We start from the raw sequence: 14,774 nt of genomic DNA, 5'->3' as shown, positions 1-14,774 counted from the left end.
CATTATTGAAGCAGCGTAGGCAGGTCATTATTCGATCCTTCGTAGTTGCTCTTGTAAGGATAGCCCGGATCATAAGGCATAACCTGGATGCTTACATCGCTAACCTGGGAAAAGCGACTAAGCAGCAATATCTTGGCGCGATTGGCAATATGATTTGCCTCCAAAACGGATATCCGCGGATTTACGCTAATGATCGCTGCGATGGATATATAATAGCCGTCATCCTTTAATTTCAGCTCATCCACGGTAATGACCCCATGAACTCTCTGCACCGTTTCAATGAACGGCATTTTATCTTCGCCTCGCGCCCTGGACTCCCGCTTGCCACCATACACGGCTCCGAAAATCAGCCGGAACCCCTTCCAGACCACGATGCAGGCTACAATCAAAGCCGCAGCCGGGTCCATGTACAGCAGCACCGGCAAATCCCACGCCTCTCCGCACATCGCCCCGAAGACGCCAAGCAGAACGACAATGGAGCAATACAAGGAATTCTTGTGCATATGGATGTAGGCTTGCGAGGAAGCCTCCGGCCGTTTGCGGCTCTGGCGATGCTGAAGCCGAAATACCATTTCCCTTAAGGCGATCGAAATGACGATAGCTACCCCGGCCATGTAACCTGGAGCGGCGACATCCCCGGTTAAGATTGAGGAAATCGAAGATATTCCCATATGCAAAGCGCCCATGAACAGAAAAACTGCGAAAAAACTCGCCATTAGCGGTTCTGCCGTACTGCCTCTGATTGCTCCAGGCCGCGCCAGCCACTGCCGTCTAAGCTTGTCCGGCAGCAGCTCAAATTTCCCCGCGATACCGGCTGCGGCATCCGACGCTGAATATAATGCGTCCGCAAGCAATACACGGCTGTCAAAGAGCAAACCTACCACCCCTTTGAACACGGCTAGAATGACATTGCTCGCAATGCCAAGCCAGGCGGCGGAGTCAGATGGTACAGCTTGTTCGCGAATCATAATAACCCTCCTGAAACACGTTATTACCATGAAGACGGCGAAGCCGCGTCCTTCATCGAGACGCGGCTTCGCTCATGCCAAGCAAATGGCAAACCGTCGTTTAGGACGCTTTGGCCGGTTTGGTTTTTTGCTTGCTCTTAAGCACAAACCACAGCGGGCTGGCAATGAAGATCGAGGAGTATGCCCCGAACAGCAGCCCGATAACCATGGCCAGCGAGAACATCCTGATCGATGCTCCTCCCAGCAGAAGCAGGAACAGAGCGGCAATAAATACAGTTAAAGCGGTATACAGAGACCGCATGATAGTTTGAGACACGCTCTTGTTGACGATATCCACCAGATCCTGACGTGTCTTCTGTTTGGCAAACCGCAGGTTTTCCCGGATTCGGTCAAAAATAACGATCGTATCATTAATCGAGTAACCAATGATGGTTAGAACCGCTATGATAAAGGTCAAATCTACTTTCAGACGGAAGATGGAGAAGATGGTTACCACCATGAAGGCATCATGCAGCAAAGCTATAATTGCAGCGACCGCAAAGCGCCATTCGAACCGGATGCCGACATATACGATGATCCCCAGGCTCGAGAGCAGTACGGCATAAATCGCATTCGCGGCCAGCTCCTTAGCCATTTCCGGGTCTACCGTGTTAACCTCCATCGAGGCTCCGCTATCAAGCTTGAGAATCTCATTCTTCAGCTGATGATCCTCATCCTCGGTCAATACCTCGTTAAAGCGAATCGACATTCGCTCGACACCCGGGGTAATTTGCGTTCCTTCGGAAATCCCGATCCCCTCCAGGATCGGCTCGACTTGTTCAACCGTTACGTCCTTGGTAAAGGAAATATCCACGTTGGAGCCGGCTCTGAAGTCAACGCTGTAGTTGAGACCGAACACGGCCAGTGAAATCAGGCCAATAATCGTGAGTATAATGGAGAAGGTATAGCAGCGCTTGCTGATACGCACAAAATCCAAATTCAATAATTTATTCTTAGAGCTCACCAATTTCACTCTCCTTTACACCGAAATATTTCGGCTTCCGCAGCTTGCCCGCTTTGAGCAGCAGGTTAAGCAAGAAACGAATGAAATAAATATTGGTGATGATACTTAGCACGATCTCGACGATCAGGACGAGGGCAAAGCCTCTTACCGCCCCGGTTCCGAAAATATACATCACGATCGCAACGATAATCGTCGTGATATTCGAATCCATAATTGTACGGAAGGAATGCTTGCTTCCCGCCTTGACGGCAGACAATATACTCTTTCCGTGGCGCATTTCTTCCTTGATCCGCTCATTGGTAATGATGTTGGCATCGACAGCCATGCCGACCCCAAGCACGATGGCCGCAATCCCCGGCAAGGTTAGCGTAAATTCTGCAAAGTTAAAGACCAGAATGAGCAGCCAGGTATGCACGATCAGGCCAAAGCTGGCCAGCAAGCCTGGCACACGGTACAGCCATATCATAAATACAAGGATAAAAAAGGAGGCAATCAAGCCCGCTTGAATCGTCTGATAGAGGGACTGCTTCCCTAGCGTCGCCCCGACGCTCTGTGAGTATTTCTCCGTTAATTTGAGCGGCAGTGCCCCGCGGTTAATTTCATCCCGCAAATCATTCGCTTCATCTCGCGTATAGCTTCCGCTAATGGAAGCATTTCCGTCCCTTAATACAGCCTGCACCACTGGAGCGGACAGCAATTCATCGTCAAGGAAAATCGCCAGCTCCTTGCCCAGCAGGCGCTCGGTAATTTTCGCGAATTTGTCCTTGTCCTTCAGCTTGATTGCAATTTCCGGCTGATTCAGCTGATTGAACTGAACGGATGCCCCGCCTTCAACGAAGTCAGTGCCGACCAATTCGATTTTGTTATACTCCTCCGGACTCTTCTCCGTTCCGTCCTTGCTTCGGAACGTGAGCGTCGATGGCTTCTTCATCAGCTTCCGGACTTCATTCTCGTCAGTCACGCCGGCAAGCTTCAGGCGAATCCGGTTCGCTCCTTCCGTTGTAACTTCGGGCTCGCTTGTACCAAGCTGATTAGCACGCTTCTCTAAGCTTTGGGCCGTTTTGATCAGCGACTCCTTCGTCACCTTAGCCCCGGCTTCAAAAGGCTCGGCTTCGTACAAAATTTCAAATCCACCCTTTAAATCGAGGCCTAGATGCACGTCTCGAAGCAAACCAGGGCTTGTCCAAGCCATAATTGCTGTTGAGACGACCACGACGGTTATGAATGCGATGAGTCTTTTCATCCCGTACTTCGTTCCCCTTTCGAATTCTCAATATTCCTATTATAGCTATGCAGGAAAAGAGCGTCAATTTATCAAATATTGTCGGTTTCTTTTTAAAGCCCCCATCCGAGACAAAAAAAGAATCCCGGTTTCCTAGAAACGGGATCCACGAAATGCGGACAACGTCATATAATTCATGAACTGGGTAGATTTCAGCGAGAGGATATCGTTGACTAGTTGATGAAGCTCGGGGTAGCCCTCCTTCTCGTATTTATGGCTGACACATTCCCAAATGTCCGACACGGTCACATGTTCGTAGCCGATGAGCCGAAATTCCTCCACTTTGCTGCGGCATAAAGATTCGATCGTTTCGTTCAGCTGCTTCTCGGCGAATTCCTGTTGATCCATTTCGTGATGCCCCTTTCCTGCGAGGTTAGCTGTCTCTATGAAATAATTCTACCCTTATCCTGTGATTCCTGCTTCCTAGTTCTGGATGTTTCATCGGTCTCTTAAAAAGAGCAGGCATGAATCCGGACAGGTACAGCATATTCATAAATATATCAGACAAGTCATCCTTGTAAAATGCTCATTCCGGGAAAGAGGGAATCATTTTGAATAAACAGACCTTTATCCAAGGAACGATGATCCTGCTTGCCGCCGGCATTATCAATCGCATTCTCGGCTTCATTCCCCGCATCCTGCTCCCTCGAATCATCGGCGCCGAAGGCGTGGGCCTCTATCAGCTGGGGTATCCGTTCTTCCTTGTCTTGGTGACGATCATTACTGGCGGCATACCTCTTGCCGTCGCCAAGCTCATCGCAGAAGCGGAATCCTCAGGCCAGCCCGGCCGATCGGCGGCGATCCTTCGGACGAGCCTGATATTTACGGCTGGTGCGGGACTCATCTTCACCGTGGCTAGCCTGCTCGGTGCTCCGTGGATCAGCCGCTATGTCCTGCCGGATTCCCGGGTATACCATACCTTTCTCGCCATGAGTCCGATGATCGTGATCGTAGCGATTTCCTCCGTCTTCCGCGGATATTTTCAAGGCAAACAGAATATGATCCCTTCCGCCAGCTCATCGATCCTCGAAACGCTGGGACGAATCGTGTGCGTCCTGTGGTTCTCTTATTTAATGCTCCCGATGGGCATAGCTTATGGAGCGGCCGGAGCGATGCTTGGCGTCGCGGCTGGAGAAGTGGTCGGCATGGCGGTAATTCTGTGGCATTACTGGCGCTCCCGGCGCAAAGAGGCTAAGGAGGAAGATCTTGGGCCGGGCGCTGTCTCTGGCTATCCAGCAGACATTGGCCAAAGCGGGCGGAAATGGTTCGCCCCTACCTTGAAGCGAATATTACGGATTGCGGTCCCGGTTACGGGAGGACGGCTTGTAGGCTCGCTGTCCTATTTGCTGGAATCGATCACGACCGCGCAGAGCCTTGCTATAGCAGGCATTGCCACCGCCATTGCCACAGCCCAATACGGAGCTCTGCAGGGGATGGTAATCCCCCTGCTCCTGCTGCCCGGCGCACTAACTTCCTCCCTAGCTGTGTCCCTCGTTCCTTCGCTAGCCGAGGCCCAGGCCCGGGGGGATATGCGCACGATTCATCTGCGCCTGCATCAGTCGCTGCGGCTGGCTCTTGTTACGGGCGCGCCCTTTGCAGCAATTATGTACGTTCTGGCCGAACCGTTATGCCTGCTTATCTATAACAATCAAGATATCGCCGGCATGCTCAAAATCATGGCCCCATTCGCGCTGCTGCTCTACGCACAGTCGCCTCTGCAGGCTGCCCTTCAAGCCCTTGATAAGCCGGGACGGGCGCTGCTTAATACCTTGATCGGAGCGATCATCAAAATATCGCTGATCTTCTACCTGGCTTCTAATCCCAGCCTGGGCATTTACGGAGCGATCATCGCCATCATTGCCAATTTTGCCGTCGTAACCCTGCTGCATGGCTACAGCGTAGCACGGGCGCTCCGCTACCGTATTCCTTTCCTGGATATTCTGAAGGTCGTCTGCGGAATGATCATCATGGCGGCTGCTGCCGCCTACATCTACCATGAGCTGTCAATCAGCCCGCTTCCCGAGCTTCAACTGATTGCGGCTGCGGCAATTTCAGGAATCCTGTATATCGTACTATCCGGGGCTATGGGGCTGATTGATCTGCATGATCTGCGCAGACTGCCGCTGATTCGGCGATGGTTCCGCTAATATGATTTATTCGTCCTGCATTAAATTAATATATAGCTTGCCTTGATGATCGATGGAGCAGAAGAAAATTTCCTTGAAGTCTTTGACACCCCTGGCTTCAATCTGATTCTTCAGCCAAAATCTCGTTTTGCCGATCTGCTCCAGGTTGCGGTCCTGAACCTTGCCGTCCATGATGAGAGATACCGGAATTTCCTCATATCTGATTTTAGGAACGACCGAAGTATTTGATCCATCCGATGCGCTCGATTCGCCGTAATCCTGTCTCTTTGGATCGCCGCCTTGATTGCTGTTGTTTCCGCTGTCGCTGCCCCGGCTGCCCTGGCTTCTGGTCTTCACGCTTAATTGCCCGGTGGTTTCCAGAACGGCAAACTCGACATCGGCCACATTATCGATGTTATTCGCCCGCAATTGCATGAGCAGATCGTCAAGATTGTATCGCTGCCTTTTCATTTCTCTCCGGTTGATCTGACCGTCCTGGATGATGATGCTGGGCTTGCCGTCAAAGAGGAACCTTATTCTCCGGCTGCGTAAGGACAGCAGGGCAATTGCGATTTGAATCAGCAGCAAGGTAAGCATGGGCACGAAACCATCGTATAGGGGCCGCTTCATATCCTCGATCGCGAATACAGCGATTTCGGCAATCATGATTGAAATGACCAAATCGAAAATCGATAGCTCCCCAATCTCCCTTTTCCCCATAATACGCATGACGACAAATGCCGTAAAATACATCAGCACCGTCCGAAGTACAAGCGAGATGAAATGAGCGGTCATATCGTTTCCCTCCGTGGCATTCATTTTAGTACGAACCAAACAATCGTACAGATATTCTGACCCTATGGAGAGATAACCATACGAATATCAATTGATTTAAAAAGCGGTTAGTCTTACATTTATCCCCTGCATGCTGCAACCATTAAGCCATATCTTAGGAACCTGTACTAATTCTACAGGCTTGACCATACAATGGTGATAATAAATGAACAGGAGGAACGATTTATGGATTTCTTCCGACGTTTGGCGTCAATTCGGCTCGCTCATCCCACCTTATCCGGCTTATGGTATGCCTTCCTATGGATGATGGTCGGTGCTCTTATCCTGTCCCTGCTGCTCCAGTCAGGCTCGCTGGAAGAACATAATCTCACATGGCCCATTTACATCGTGCATGCGGCAGCCCTGTTATTCGGCGGGCTCACCTCGGGAAAGCGCGCTGGACAAAAGGGCTGGTATCAAGGCTCACTAACCGGTCTGCTGTACGGCATTCTAATTCTATGCATCAGCTTTCTCGCTCTGGACAATTCTCCTGGACTCGGCGATTTCATTTTACTGCTTCCAGCCCTGCTGATCGGTGCGGTAGGCGGCATGTTCGGAGTTAATCTGCACAAGAAAAAATAGAAATTGGCAAAGAAAAAAGAGCCTGCACAGGCTCTTCTTGCATGGAGATACTGCTCTCGCCCCACTATTTGGAGTCGGAAGCCTTATCCGTATTTACGCTATGGCTAATCGCATTGCGCTCGAAAGTCAGCTTGGTTGCATCATTTACGAGAAGGACGACAGTGTCATCCGTCAGCGATACAATCGTACCGTGCAGACCGCCGATCGTAACGATTTTGTCCCCTTTCTTGAGCGCCTTCAGCATTTCATTGCGTGATTGCTGCTTCTTCTTCTGCGGGCGAATCAACAGAAAATAGAACACGATAAACATGATCGCGAACGGAACAACCAAAGTAATGATCGGATTAGCTGCATTTGGAGCAGCCGCTGCTGCAAATTGGAACATATATATCCCCCTTTCGATATTTATTGCTCGTCTTAGAATCCTTTGTCGTTGCCAAACAAACCATACCGCTCGAAGAACTCATCCCGGAAGTCGAGCAGCCTGTCATCCATAATCGCCTGACGAACTTGCCGCATCAGTTCAATTAAGAAATGCAGGTTGTGATATGTAGTCAGCCGAAGACCGAATGTCTCATCACTTTTGATCAGGTGCCGCAAGTAGGCCCGGGAATAATTACGGCAAGTATAGCAATTACACTCCGGATCAAGCGGCCCGAAATCTCTGGCATATTGAGCGTTGCGCACTACCAGCCTGCCCTGGCTCGTCATCGTTGTGCCATTGCGGGCGATTCTTGTAGGAAGCACGCAATCGAACATATCGACTCCTCGGATGGAGCCTTCAATCAACGCATCGGGCGAGCCGACGCCCATCAAATACCGGGGCTTGTCCGCAGGCAGCAAAGGCACGGTATAGTCCAGCACCTCGTACATCAGATGCTTAGGCTCCCCCACACTCAGTCCACCAATAGCATACCCCGGAAAATCCAGGGAAGTCAAATCCTTCGCGCTCTGCTTGCGCAAATCCTCAAACATGCCGCCCTGAACGATTCCGAACAAGCCCTGGTCCTCCGGACGGGCATGGCTTTTCAGACAGCGTTCAGCCCAGCGCGTCGTGCGTTCGAGGGATTTTTTAACGTAATCATATTCCGCAGGGTAAGGCGCACACTCGTCAAAGGCCATCATAATATCCGAGCCCAAGGCATTCTGGATTTCCATAGCCACCTCCGGGGACAGGAACAGCTTGTCTCCGTTCAAATGCGAGCGAAAATGCACGCCCTCCTCCGTAATTTTTCTCATTTCGCTTAACGAGAATACCTGGAATCCGCCGCTGTCGGTCAGGATCGGCCGGTCCCAATTCATGAATTTATGCAATCCGCCTGCTTCGCGGATGATGTCGTGTCCCGGTCTGAGAAATAAATGATACGTATTGCTTAAAATAATTTGCGCATTCATTTCCTTCAGCTCTTCGGGGCTCATTGTCTTGACCGTGGCCAAGGTGCCGACCGGCATAAAAATCGGCGTCTCAATCACGCCGTGCGGCGTATGCACTCGCCCGAGCCTGGCGCCGGACTGCTTGCACGTCTTAATATGTTCATAGGTTATAGCTGCTGCCATTTGATCATCCATCCTCTTTTTATACCTTAATAAATAAACATGGCATCCCCGAAGCTGAAAAAGCGGTATTTCTGCTCAACGGCCTGGCGGTAGGCTGCCAATATCCGCTCTCGTCCAGCCAAGGCGCTGACCAGCATAACCAAAGTGGATTTGGGCAGGTGAAAATTCGTAAGCAGCGCATCCACCAGTTTAAATTCATAGCCCGGATAAATAAAAATGCCAGTCCAGCCGCTCATAGGGGCCACTGGACCACCCTCACATTGGCCGGCCACAGTCTCCAGCGTACGAGCGGAGGTCGTGCCTACGGCAATGATCCGGCCGCCGCGCTGCTTGGTCGCATTGAGCAGCTCTGCCGTCTCTTCCGATACAACGTAATATTCCTCATGCATCACGTGATCCTCTACCCGCTCTGCCGACATCGGGCGAAAGGTTCCAAGACCCACATGCAGCGTAATAAAGGCAATGTCTACGCCTTTGGCCCGGACCTGCTCCAGCAGCTCATTCGTAAAATGCAGTCCAGCTGTCGGCGCAGCCGCAGAGCCTTCATGCTTCGAATATACGGTCTGATAACGCTCGCGGTCGTCCAGCTTCTCCTTGATATACGGAGGAAGCGGCATTTGTCCAAGCCGGTCGAGAATTTCGTTAAAAATCCCCTTGTAGGAGAAGGTGAGTACCCGCTCCCCCATATCCCCTTCGCTCTCAATCATTGCCTGGAGTTCATCGCCGAAGGTGATCACGGCTCCCGCCTTCAGCTTCTTGCCGGGCTTGACCAGCGCTTCCCACCGGTCCCCGCCCAGATTCTTAAGCAAGAGAACCTCGGCCTTGGCCCCCGTATCCTGCTTGACGCCAAAGAGCCTGGCCGGGATGACGCGCGTATCATTCAATACGAGCGTGTCCCCAGGCCGCAAATAATCCAATATCGCCGGAAACAAATGGTGCTGAACCTCTCCTGTGGCTTTATTCAAAGTCAGCAGTCGGGAAGCCGTGCGGTCCGCAAGCGGTGTCTGTGCAATCAGTTCTTCTGGAAGCTCAAAATCGTATAAATCAACATTCATTATAAAGTCATTCCTTAACGATAGTTACGTTCTGATAATAGTGTTGCAATATGGCTGTATAATCATACCCTGCATCGGCCATTCCTTTGGCCCCCCATTGGGATAATCCCAATCCATGGCCGTTGCCGCGCCCCACGAACAGGAAACGGTTGGTCTGATCAATCGCCCGGGCTGATCCATCCGCTCCCATCACGATCATGCTGCCCCCGTTCCAGGCCGTTGCGCCTGCTGAAGACAATATGGATGTTCCGGGGGCTGCCGTCCCGTTAGACGTTGCCCCGCCTGCGCCCTGTACAGTATACCTGCCGGTAGCTGCAATATCAAACCTCGTGCTGGGCAGGCCGCCAAAAGCGGAACGGAATAAATCCGGGTAACGCACATCAAGGATCTGCCCATTGACTTTGATCTGCGTAGCCCGCCCGGACGGCCCGCGCTGCGCAATCTCCAGGTTGAGGATCGGTGAAGGGATTTCGCCAGCTATCCTGCCTTTCAGCGATTTTAACAGCTCGTCCGAGCTGAAAGGACCGCGGATCCATGAATATGAGCTGGATTCCCCGACCACCTCCAGAACAACAGCCTGGTCGCCGGGATTCATTTGCCCCACTGGGCTCACGTCGGCTTGAATTAACGGTATTGGCCGCACATTTGTTCCATTAGCTGTAACCGTCATTTTATCCAAGCCTGCAGCGGTCTTTCCACCGGTAAGCTTCACATGATCTTCCCTGACGTATCCGGTCTTCCCCGTTGGCAGCAGCACATGGTACCAGGATTTCAGCCCGGCCTCCGCCGCCTTGTCCCCATCGCTCGGTACACTGCCGAACGTCGAATTCGGATTGCCCCACACTTCGGTGGAGTCCGCCGTCATCCCTCCGCTATTCGAGGAGAAAATCGCTTCCACAATCCGCCCATTCGATTTGATAACCTCGCCGGCCGTGCTGTCTACGGCTTGTCTAATACTGTCGACCTCGTTATCCACCCCATTGTAGACCTGGCTCAAGGTAGTATCGACAAGGCCTGCGACATTAAACTTATTGCCTTCCGCATGATAGAGCGCATAGCTCCGGGCTGCGACGGCCTGAGCCTTCAAGGACTCCTGCGGCCAACTGCTCGGCACCTCCGCTGCGACGACCGAGTACAGATATTGCTCGAGCGGAACGTCATTCACAAGAGCGAGCTGGCCATTTACACGGCTGATCTCGAAATCGCCGCGATATTTCCGGGCCGATCTCTCGGCTACCTGAATGACGGAGTCCTCGCTGTCCCGTACGATCAGCTTCGTATTTAGGCCGCTGATCGCATAGTGGTCTACTGCCTGCGGCGCAGCGGTTTCCCCGCCCGTAACGTCGCGATAAGCGATAAGCGCGGGAGCTTGGGCATCGACAGCCGTCAAGCTCAATTGAGGCTGCAGCTGGACGATCTGGGCCTTCAGCGCGGCCAGTGCGGATTCACTGACGGCTCCGCCTACCCACACCGCATATTGATTCGCTCCAACGACCGCCACCTTCACTTCCATGCCCGGCAGATGGATCGACTGTCGGATAGCCTCCGCTTCCGCTTTGCTGCCGAAGACGCCTGCGGAATAATAGTAGCCGCCATGGACGGACGGCTTCGCGCCGCCAAGCTGTCCGGCAAGCGCCTGGCCTACGCGCGTTGCCGCCGCAGAAGCGGCTTCCTCGCTGGCATAAGGTCCGGTATATACTTGATATACCGTGCCTCCCGCTTGCTCGGCAGCTACGGCGATCGGCTTGTCCGTTCCTCCCTCCAGCTTCTTGATGGCAGCGGAAACCGTTTGCCAGTCTGCGCTCTCCAGCGCTTTGACTTTAATTCCGTCCACGCTAAAACGGACCGTCTGGCCCGGAGAGAAATCGAGCCAGCTCTCAAAGCTGCCGTTAGTTTGCGGCCCTGCCTGCCACGCTGATTCCGCCGTCAGGGTCACGGCCGGCACAACCGCTCTATAAGTGCTCCCCGAATCCAGGAACATGGCGACACGTACTCGCGTGTCCGGCATCGAATCGGCGCTGGTTGGCACTTGAAAGATGCCGCCCAGCAAAGTTGCGGCCAGTAAGGCCGCTGCCCATTTGCGGGTCCTGCTTGTTTGTCCTCGTCTCGCGCTATGTCTAATCACGCTCTCTTATCCTCCTCGTTAACGTAATGTCCATTAATTCTCAGTTCTTATGAATCAGAAGTCATCGGCAAGCCCAAATGCTGGTAAGCTGCCGGAGTCACCATCCTGCCGCGCGGTGTGCGCTGCAGGTAGCCGATCTGGAGCAGATAAGGCTCATATACATCCTCGATCGTCTGGCTTTCTTCTCCAATCGTAGCCGCGATTGTATCCAGTCCGACAGGGCCGCCCCGAAAGTTCGTGATCATCGCCCGGAGCATTTTATGGTCAATCAGGTCCAACCCCATCGGGTCAACCTGAAGCATTTGCAGGGCTTCCTTGGCAATGTCGGTTGTAATATGGCCGTCGCCCCGAACCTGGGCAAAATCCCGCACCCGCTTAAGAAGCCGGTTGGCAATCCGCGGGGTTCCTCTGGAACGAAGCGCGATCTCTTCGGCCGCGTCCCCGATAATATCAATGCCGAATATATCAGCCCCGCGGCTGACGATATAGCTGAGCTCCTCTACGGTATAGAATTCCAGGCGGCTCACCACGCCAAAACGGTCGCGGAGCGGCGCCGACAACAGGCCCGCTCTAGTCGTCGCTCCGATCAATGTGAAGGGCGGCAGATCAAGCCGTACGGATCTTGCGCTCGGCCCTTTGCCGATCATAATATCCAAGGCGAAATCCTCCATCGCCGGATACAGCACCTCTTCCACCGTTCGATGCAGCCGATGTATTTCATCAATGAAGAGGACGTCCCCTTCCTGCAAATTCGTCAATAGCGCCGCCAGATCCCCAGGCCTCTCGATCGCCGGTCCCGACGTCGTCCGCAGGTTGACGCCGAGCTCATTGGCAATAATATTGGCCAGCGTCGTCTTGCCAAGCCCCGGCGGGCCGTACAGCAGCACATGATCCAGCGCCTCGTTGCGCATTTTGGCAGCCTCGATATAAATCTTCAAGTTCTCCTTGATCCGGCTCTGTCCGATGTATTCCGCTAAATAACGGGGACGGAGACTAAGCTCCACCGCCTGCTCTTCCATCATCAAATTCGCGGATATGATCCGGTCATCCATCATCGCTACTTCGCTCCTTCCACTTCACCCAAGATCAGCCTGCATACAGCAGCTTGAGCGCTTTTTTCATGACCGAATCCACCTCTTCAGCCGGCGTGACCGAATCCTTAAGCTGCTGCCATACCCGGTCGAGCTCGGCATCGGTATACCCGAGCGCCTTCAGCCCTTCTCTGGCCTCCGGCCAGCCCGGGTTCATGCCGCCGTCCGTCTCCTTCATATTCACCGGCTCGTCGAACAGGGAAGGGCCGCCCAGGCCGTCCAGCTTGTCCTTCAAATCAAGGATCATGCGCTGAGCCGTCTTCTTGCCAATACCCGGCAGCTTGGTCAGAAAGGAGATATTCTCCTGCTGAATCGCTGCCACGACATGATCCGGCTGGCCTCCGCTCAAGATCCCCAGCGCTACGCGAGGACCGATGCCCGACACCTCGATCAGCTTGCGGAACAGCCGCTGCTCCTCCCGAGTCGGGAAGCCGTACAGCAATATGGCATCCTCACGGACGTGATGATGAGTGTACACCGTTGTCGCCTGGTCGTTCCTGGCTGCAAAGACATACGGGTTCGGGCAATAGATGCGGTATCCTATTCCCTGAACGTCCAGCACGACATAGTCGCTTTCCAAATGAGCCACCTGGCCCCTTACAAAATCGATCATGACCTCAGTACCTCGTTTAATTTCGAATTTAATGTATAGGAATGGGCGTGGCAAATCGCCACCGCCAACGCATCTGCTACATCGTCCGGCTTCGGGATCGCCTGCAGCTTCAAAAACATTCTCGTCATTTCCTGCACCTGTCTCTTCTCCGCTTTGCCGTACCCTACCATCGCTTGTTTGATTTGCATCGGCGTGTATTCCGAAATCGGCAGATTACGCTGCGCCGCCGCCAGTACAAGCACTCCCCTAGCCTGGCTGACCGCCATGGCCGTAGTCACGTTCCGGTTAAAGAACAGCTTCTCCAACGCTACAGCATCGGGCTTGTATTTATCGATAAGCTGAACCATGCCTTCATAGACATGCAGCAGCCTTTCTTCCTCCGGCGTGTGCGCCTCCGTCTGAATGCAGCCATATTGCACAGGTACGCATTTGCTGCCTTGTTTATCAATAAAGCCGAAACCGACGATGGCGATGCCCGGGTCAATCCCTAAAATTCGCAAGCTCAATCTCTCCCCATGTTTGTTTACGGCTTCTATAGTTTCTGCTTCTCGGAAAGCTCCTTTGCGGAACCGAAGCCTATGCCCGGATAACCGAACATATGTATTCACTTATTATAACAAAATAATCGAACCTGTTGAGGAAAATCTTTGTAGAACTTTGTCTGCGGCAACAAAAAAAGAGGCGTCCCCATGAACGCCTCTCTTGAGTATGACAGTATATACGCTTTATTCGTCTTTTGGTTGCATAGCCTTTCTGGCCGGTACGGCTGCAAATTCGCTAAATGTCGACAGAACGCTATTATACTCGTCTAAATCCTGAATGCGGATGCCCTGATTCAGATGCAGCAGCACGTCGGGAGGGAGAGAGCTTTCCATCGTTTCTACATCTAATTGAAAAAAGGTTTTAAGCACCTTTTCTTTGTCCGGCGGGCCGTCAAACAAGCTCAGGTTGCCTTGCTGGTCGATCCCGAAATAACCGTTCCTTCTACAGATCTCCGACAGCTCGTCAATGCGCTGCTCAAACCATACATCCCCTTGGGTATCCATGCTTCCCTGCCACTCCGGGTGATCCCGGTATAAGCCCATTACTTCCTCTGGACGCATCGTTCCGAGGACAGAGCTCTCTTCTCCGCAAGCATACTTCTTGATTAAGCGAACGGTTCGCCGCTGATCACTCTGCTGCAATTGCCCGATCCATGCGGGCTCCGTCCCGTTCTCCTTGGCTGTGCCTACGGCAGCTTCCCGGATCATGCCCAGCGTCTCAAGGGCGATAGGCTCCTTGGCCATTAATCGTTCCATTTGGTCAGACAGCAGGAGTCCAAGCCAAGCCATCAAGGCAATCAGCCCGCAGCCGCCGATCGTCCAAATGGCGCGTCTCCATCTTCTCCAGCGGCGCTTCAATTGCTTTTTGATACGGAAGAAATTCACAGGTATCCCCTTCTATCGGTCGATATTTACTGTTATTGTGACCGAAGGAGAATTGAAATATACAGAAACAAAGAAGCAGCCATTCTGAAGAATGACTGCTTCTTTGTTCAT

General features: G+C 52.7%; 15 protein-coding genes. 2 read left to right on the top strand and 13 right to left on the bottom strand.

Going from position 1 to position 14,774, the window contains the following annotated elements; genetic code table 11:
- Positions 1-2 precede the first annotated feature (2 nt).
- The 4 genes from BN2762_RS00640 to BN2762_RS00625 all read right to left on the bottom strand — a co-directional run bounded on the left by BN2762_RS00640 (position 3) and on the right by BN2762_RS00625 (position 3,601).
- Positions 3-968, bottom strand: a complete 966-nt coding sequence (locus tag BN2762_RS00640; RefSeq protein WP_055105133.1) for a cation diffusion facilitator family transporter — start codon at positions 966-968, stop codon at positions 3-5.
- Positions 969-1,068: 100 nt separating this feature from the next.
- Complete coding sequence (gene secF, locus BN2762_RS00635; protein ID WP_055105132.1) at positions 1,069-1,971, bottom strand: protein translocase subunit SecF; 903 nt, start codon at positions 1,969-1,971, stop codon at positions 1,069-1,071.
- Positions 1,961-3,214 carry a protein translocase subunit SecD gene (secD, locus tag BN2762_RS00630; RefSeq protein WP_055105131.1) on the bottom strand — a complete coding sequence of 418 codons (1,254 nt, stop codon included), beginning with the start codon at positions 3,212-3,214 and terminating at the stop codon, positions 1,961-1,963. The genes secF and secD overlap by 11 nt, the downstream gene beginning before the upstream one ends.
- Positions 3,215-3,346: 132 nt before the next feature.
- Positions 3,347-3,601 (bottom strand): post-transcriptional regulator, encoded by a 255-nt coding sequence (locus BN2762_RS00625; RefSeq protein ID WP_055105130.1) that lies wholly within the window; start codon positions 3,599-3,601, stop codon positions 3,347-3,349.
- Between the two features lie 203 nt (positions 3,602-3,804).
- Between BN2762_RS00625 and spoVB the strand changes: the two genes are divergently transcribed.
- Complete coding sequence (spoVB, locus tag BN2762_RS00620; protein WP_055105129.1) at positions 3,805-5,400, top strand: stage V sporulation protein B; 1,596 nt, start codon at positions 3,805-3,807, stop codon at positions 5,398-5,400.
- Between the two features lie 6 nt (positions 5,401-5,406).
- On the opposite strand, the gene BN2762_RS00615 is transcribed toward spoVB, so the two are convergent.
- Positions 5,407-6,174, bottom strand: coding sequence for a YetF domain-containing protein (locus BN2762_RS00615; protein WP_055105128.1), 768 nt, complete (start codon positions 6,172-6,174; stop codon positions 5,407-5,409).
- A 225-nt stretch (positions 6,175-6,399) separates the two neighbouring features.
- On the opposite strand from BN2762_RS00615, the gene BN2762_RS00610 reads away from it, so the two are divergent.
- A complete protein-coding gene (locus tag BN2762_RS00610; RefSeq protein WP_055105127.1) occupies positions 6,400-6,795 on the top strand; it encodes a TIGR04086 family membrane protein in 396 nt (131 codons plus the stop codon).
- Between the two features lie 64 nt (positions 6,796-6,859).
- Here BN2762_RS00610 and yajC read toward each other — a convergent pair whose 3' ends face one another.
- From yajC to BN2762_RS00570, 8 genes are all read right to left on the bottom strand, one after another.
- On the bottom strand, positions 6,860-7,180 hold the full coding sequence (gene yajC / locus BN2762_RS00605; protein WP_055105126.1) for a preprotein translocase subunit YajC: 321 nt from the start codon (positions 7,178-7,180) through the stop codon (positions 6,860-6,862).
- Positions 7,181-7,212: 32 nt separating this feature from the next.
- Positions 7,213-8,352: a tRNA guanosine(34) transglycosylase Tgt gene (gene tgt, locus BN2762_RS00600; protein ID WP_055105125.1), complete on the bottom strand. Its 1,140-nt coding sequence runs from the start codon at positions 8,350-8,352 to the stop codon at positions 7,213-7,215.
- 26 nt (positions 8,353-8,378) lie between these two features.
- The gene (gene queA / locus BN2762_RS00595; protein WP_055105124.1) at positions 8,379-9,407 is read right to left on the bottom strand and encodes a tRNA preQ1(34) S-adenosylmethionine ribosyltransferase-isomerase QueA; all 1,029 of its coding nucleotides are present in this window, start codon (positions 9,405-9,407) and stop codon (positions 8,379-8,381) included.
- Positions 9,408-9,414: 7 nt separating this feature from the next.
- Complete coding sequence (locus BN2762_RS00590) at positions 9,415-11,532, bottom strand: SpoIID/LytB domain-containing protein (protein ID WP_316246747.1); 2,118 nt, start codon at positions 11,530-11,532, stop codon at positions 9,415-9,417.
- A 47-nt stretch (positions 11,533-11,579) separates the two neighbouring features.
- Entirely contained in the window at positions 11,580-12,584 is a 1,005-nt protein-coding gene (gene ruvB / locus BN2762_RS00585) for a Holliday junction branch migration DNA helicase RuvB (protein WP_055105197.1), read from the bottom strand.
- Between the two features lie 34 nt (positions 12,585-12,618).
- Positions 12,619-13,236 (bottom strand): Holliday junction branch migration protein RuvA, encoded by a 618-nt coding sequence (ruvA, locus tag BN2762_RS00580; protein ID WP_055105123.1) that lies wholly within the window; start codon positions 13,234-13,236, stop codon positions 12,619-12,621.
- The gene (gene ruvC, locus BN2762_RS00575) at positions 13,233-13,736 is read right to left on the bottom strand and encodes a crossover junction endodeoxyribonuclease RuvC (RefSeq protein WP_055105122.1); all 504 of its coding nucleotides are present in this window, start codon (positions 13,734-13,736) and stop codon (positions 13,233-13,235) included. Before ruvC ends, ruvA begins: the two co-directional genes overlap by 4 nt.
- A gap of 225 nt (positions 13,737-13,961) precedes the next feature.
- Positions 13,962-14,663, bottom strand: a complete 702-nt coding sequence (locus BN2762_RS00570) for a BofC C-terminal domain-containing protein (protein ID WP_055105121.1) — start codon at positions 14,661-14,663, stop codon at positions 13,962-13,964.
- Positions 14,664-14,774 lie beyond the last annotated feature (111 nt).

It is taken from the genome of Paenibacillus ihumii, assembly GCF_001403875.1.
Taxonomy (GTDB): domain Bacteria; phylum Bacillota; class Bacilli; order Paenibacillales; family Paenibacillaceae; genus Fontibacillus; species Fontibacillus ihumii.
The sequence above is the reverse complement of the archived record's forward strand: the minus strand, read 5'-3'. Positions and strand labels throughout refer to the sequence as shown.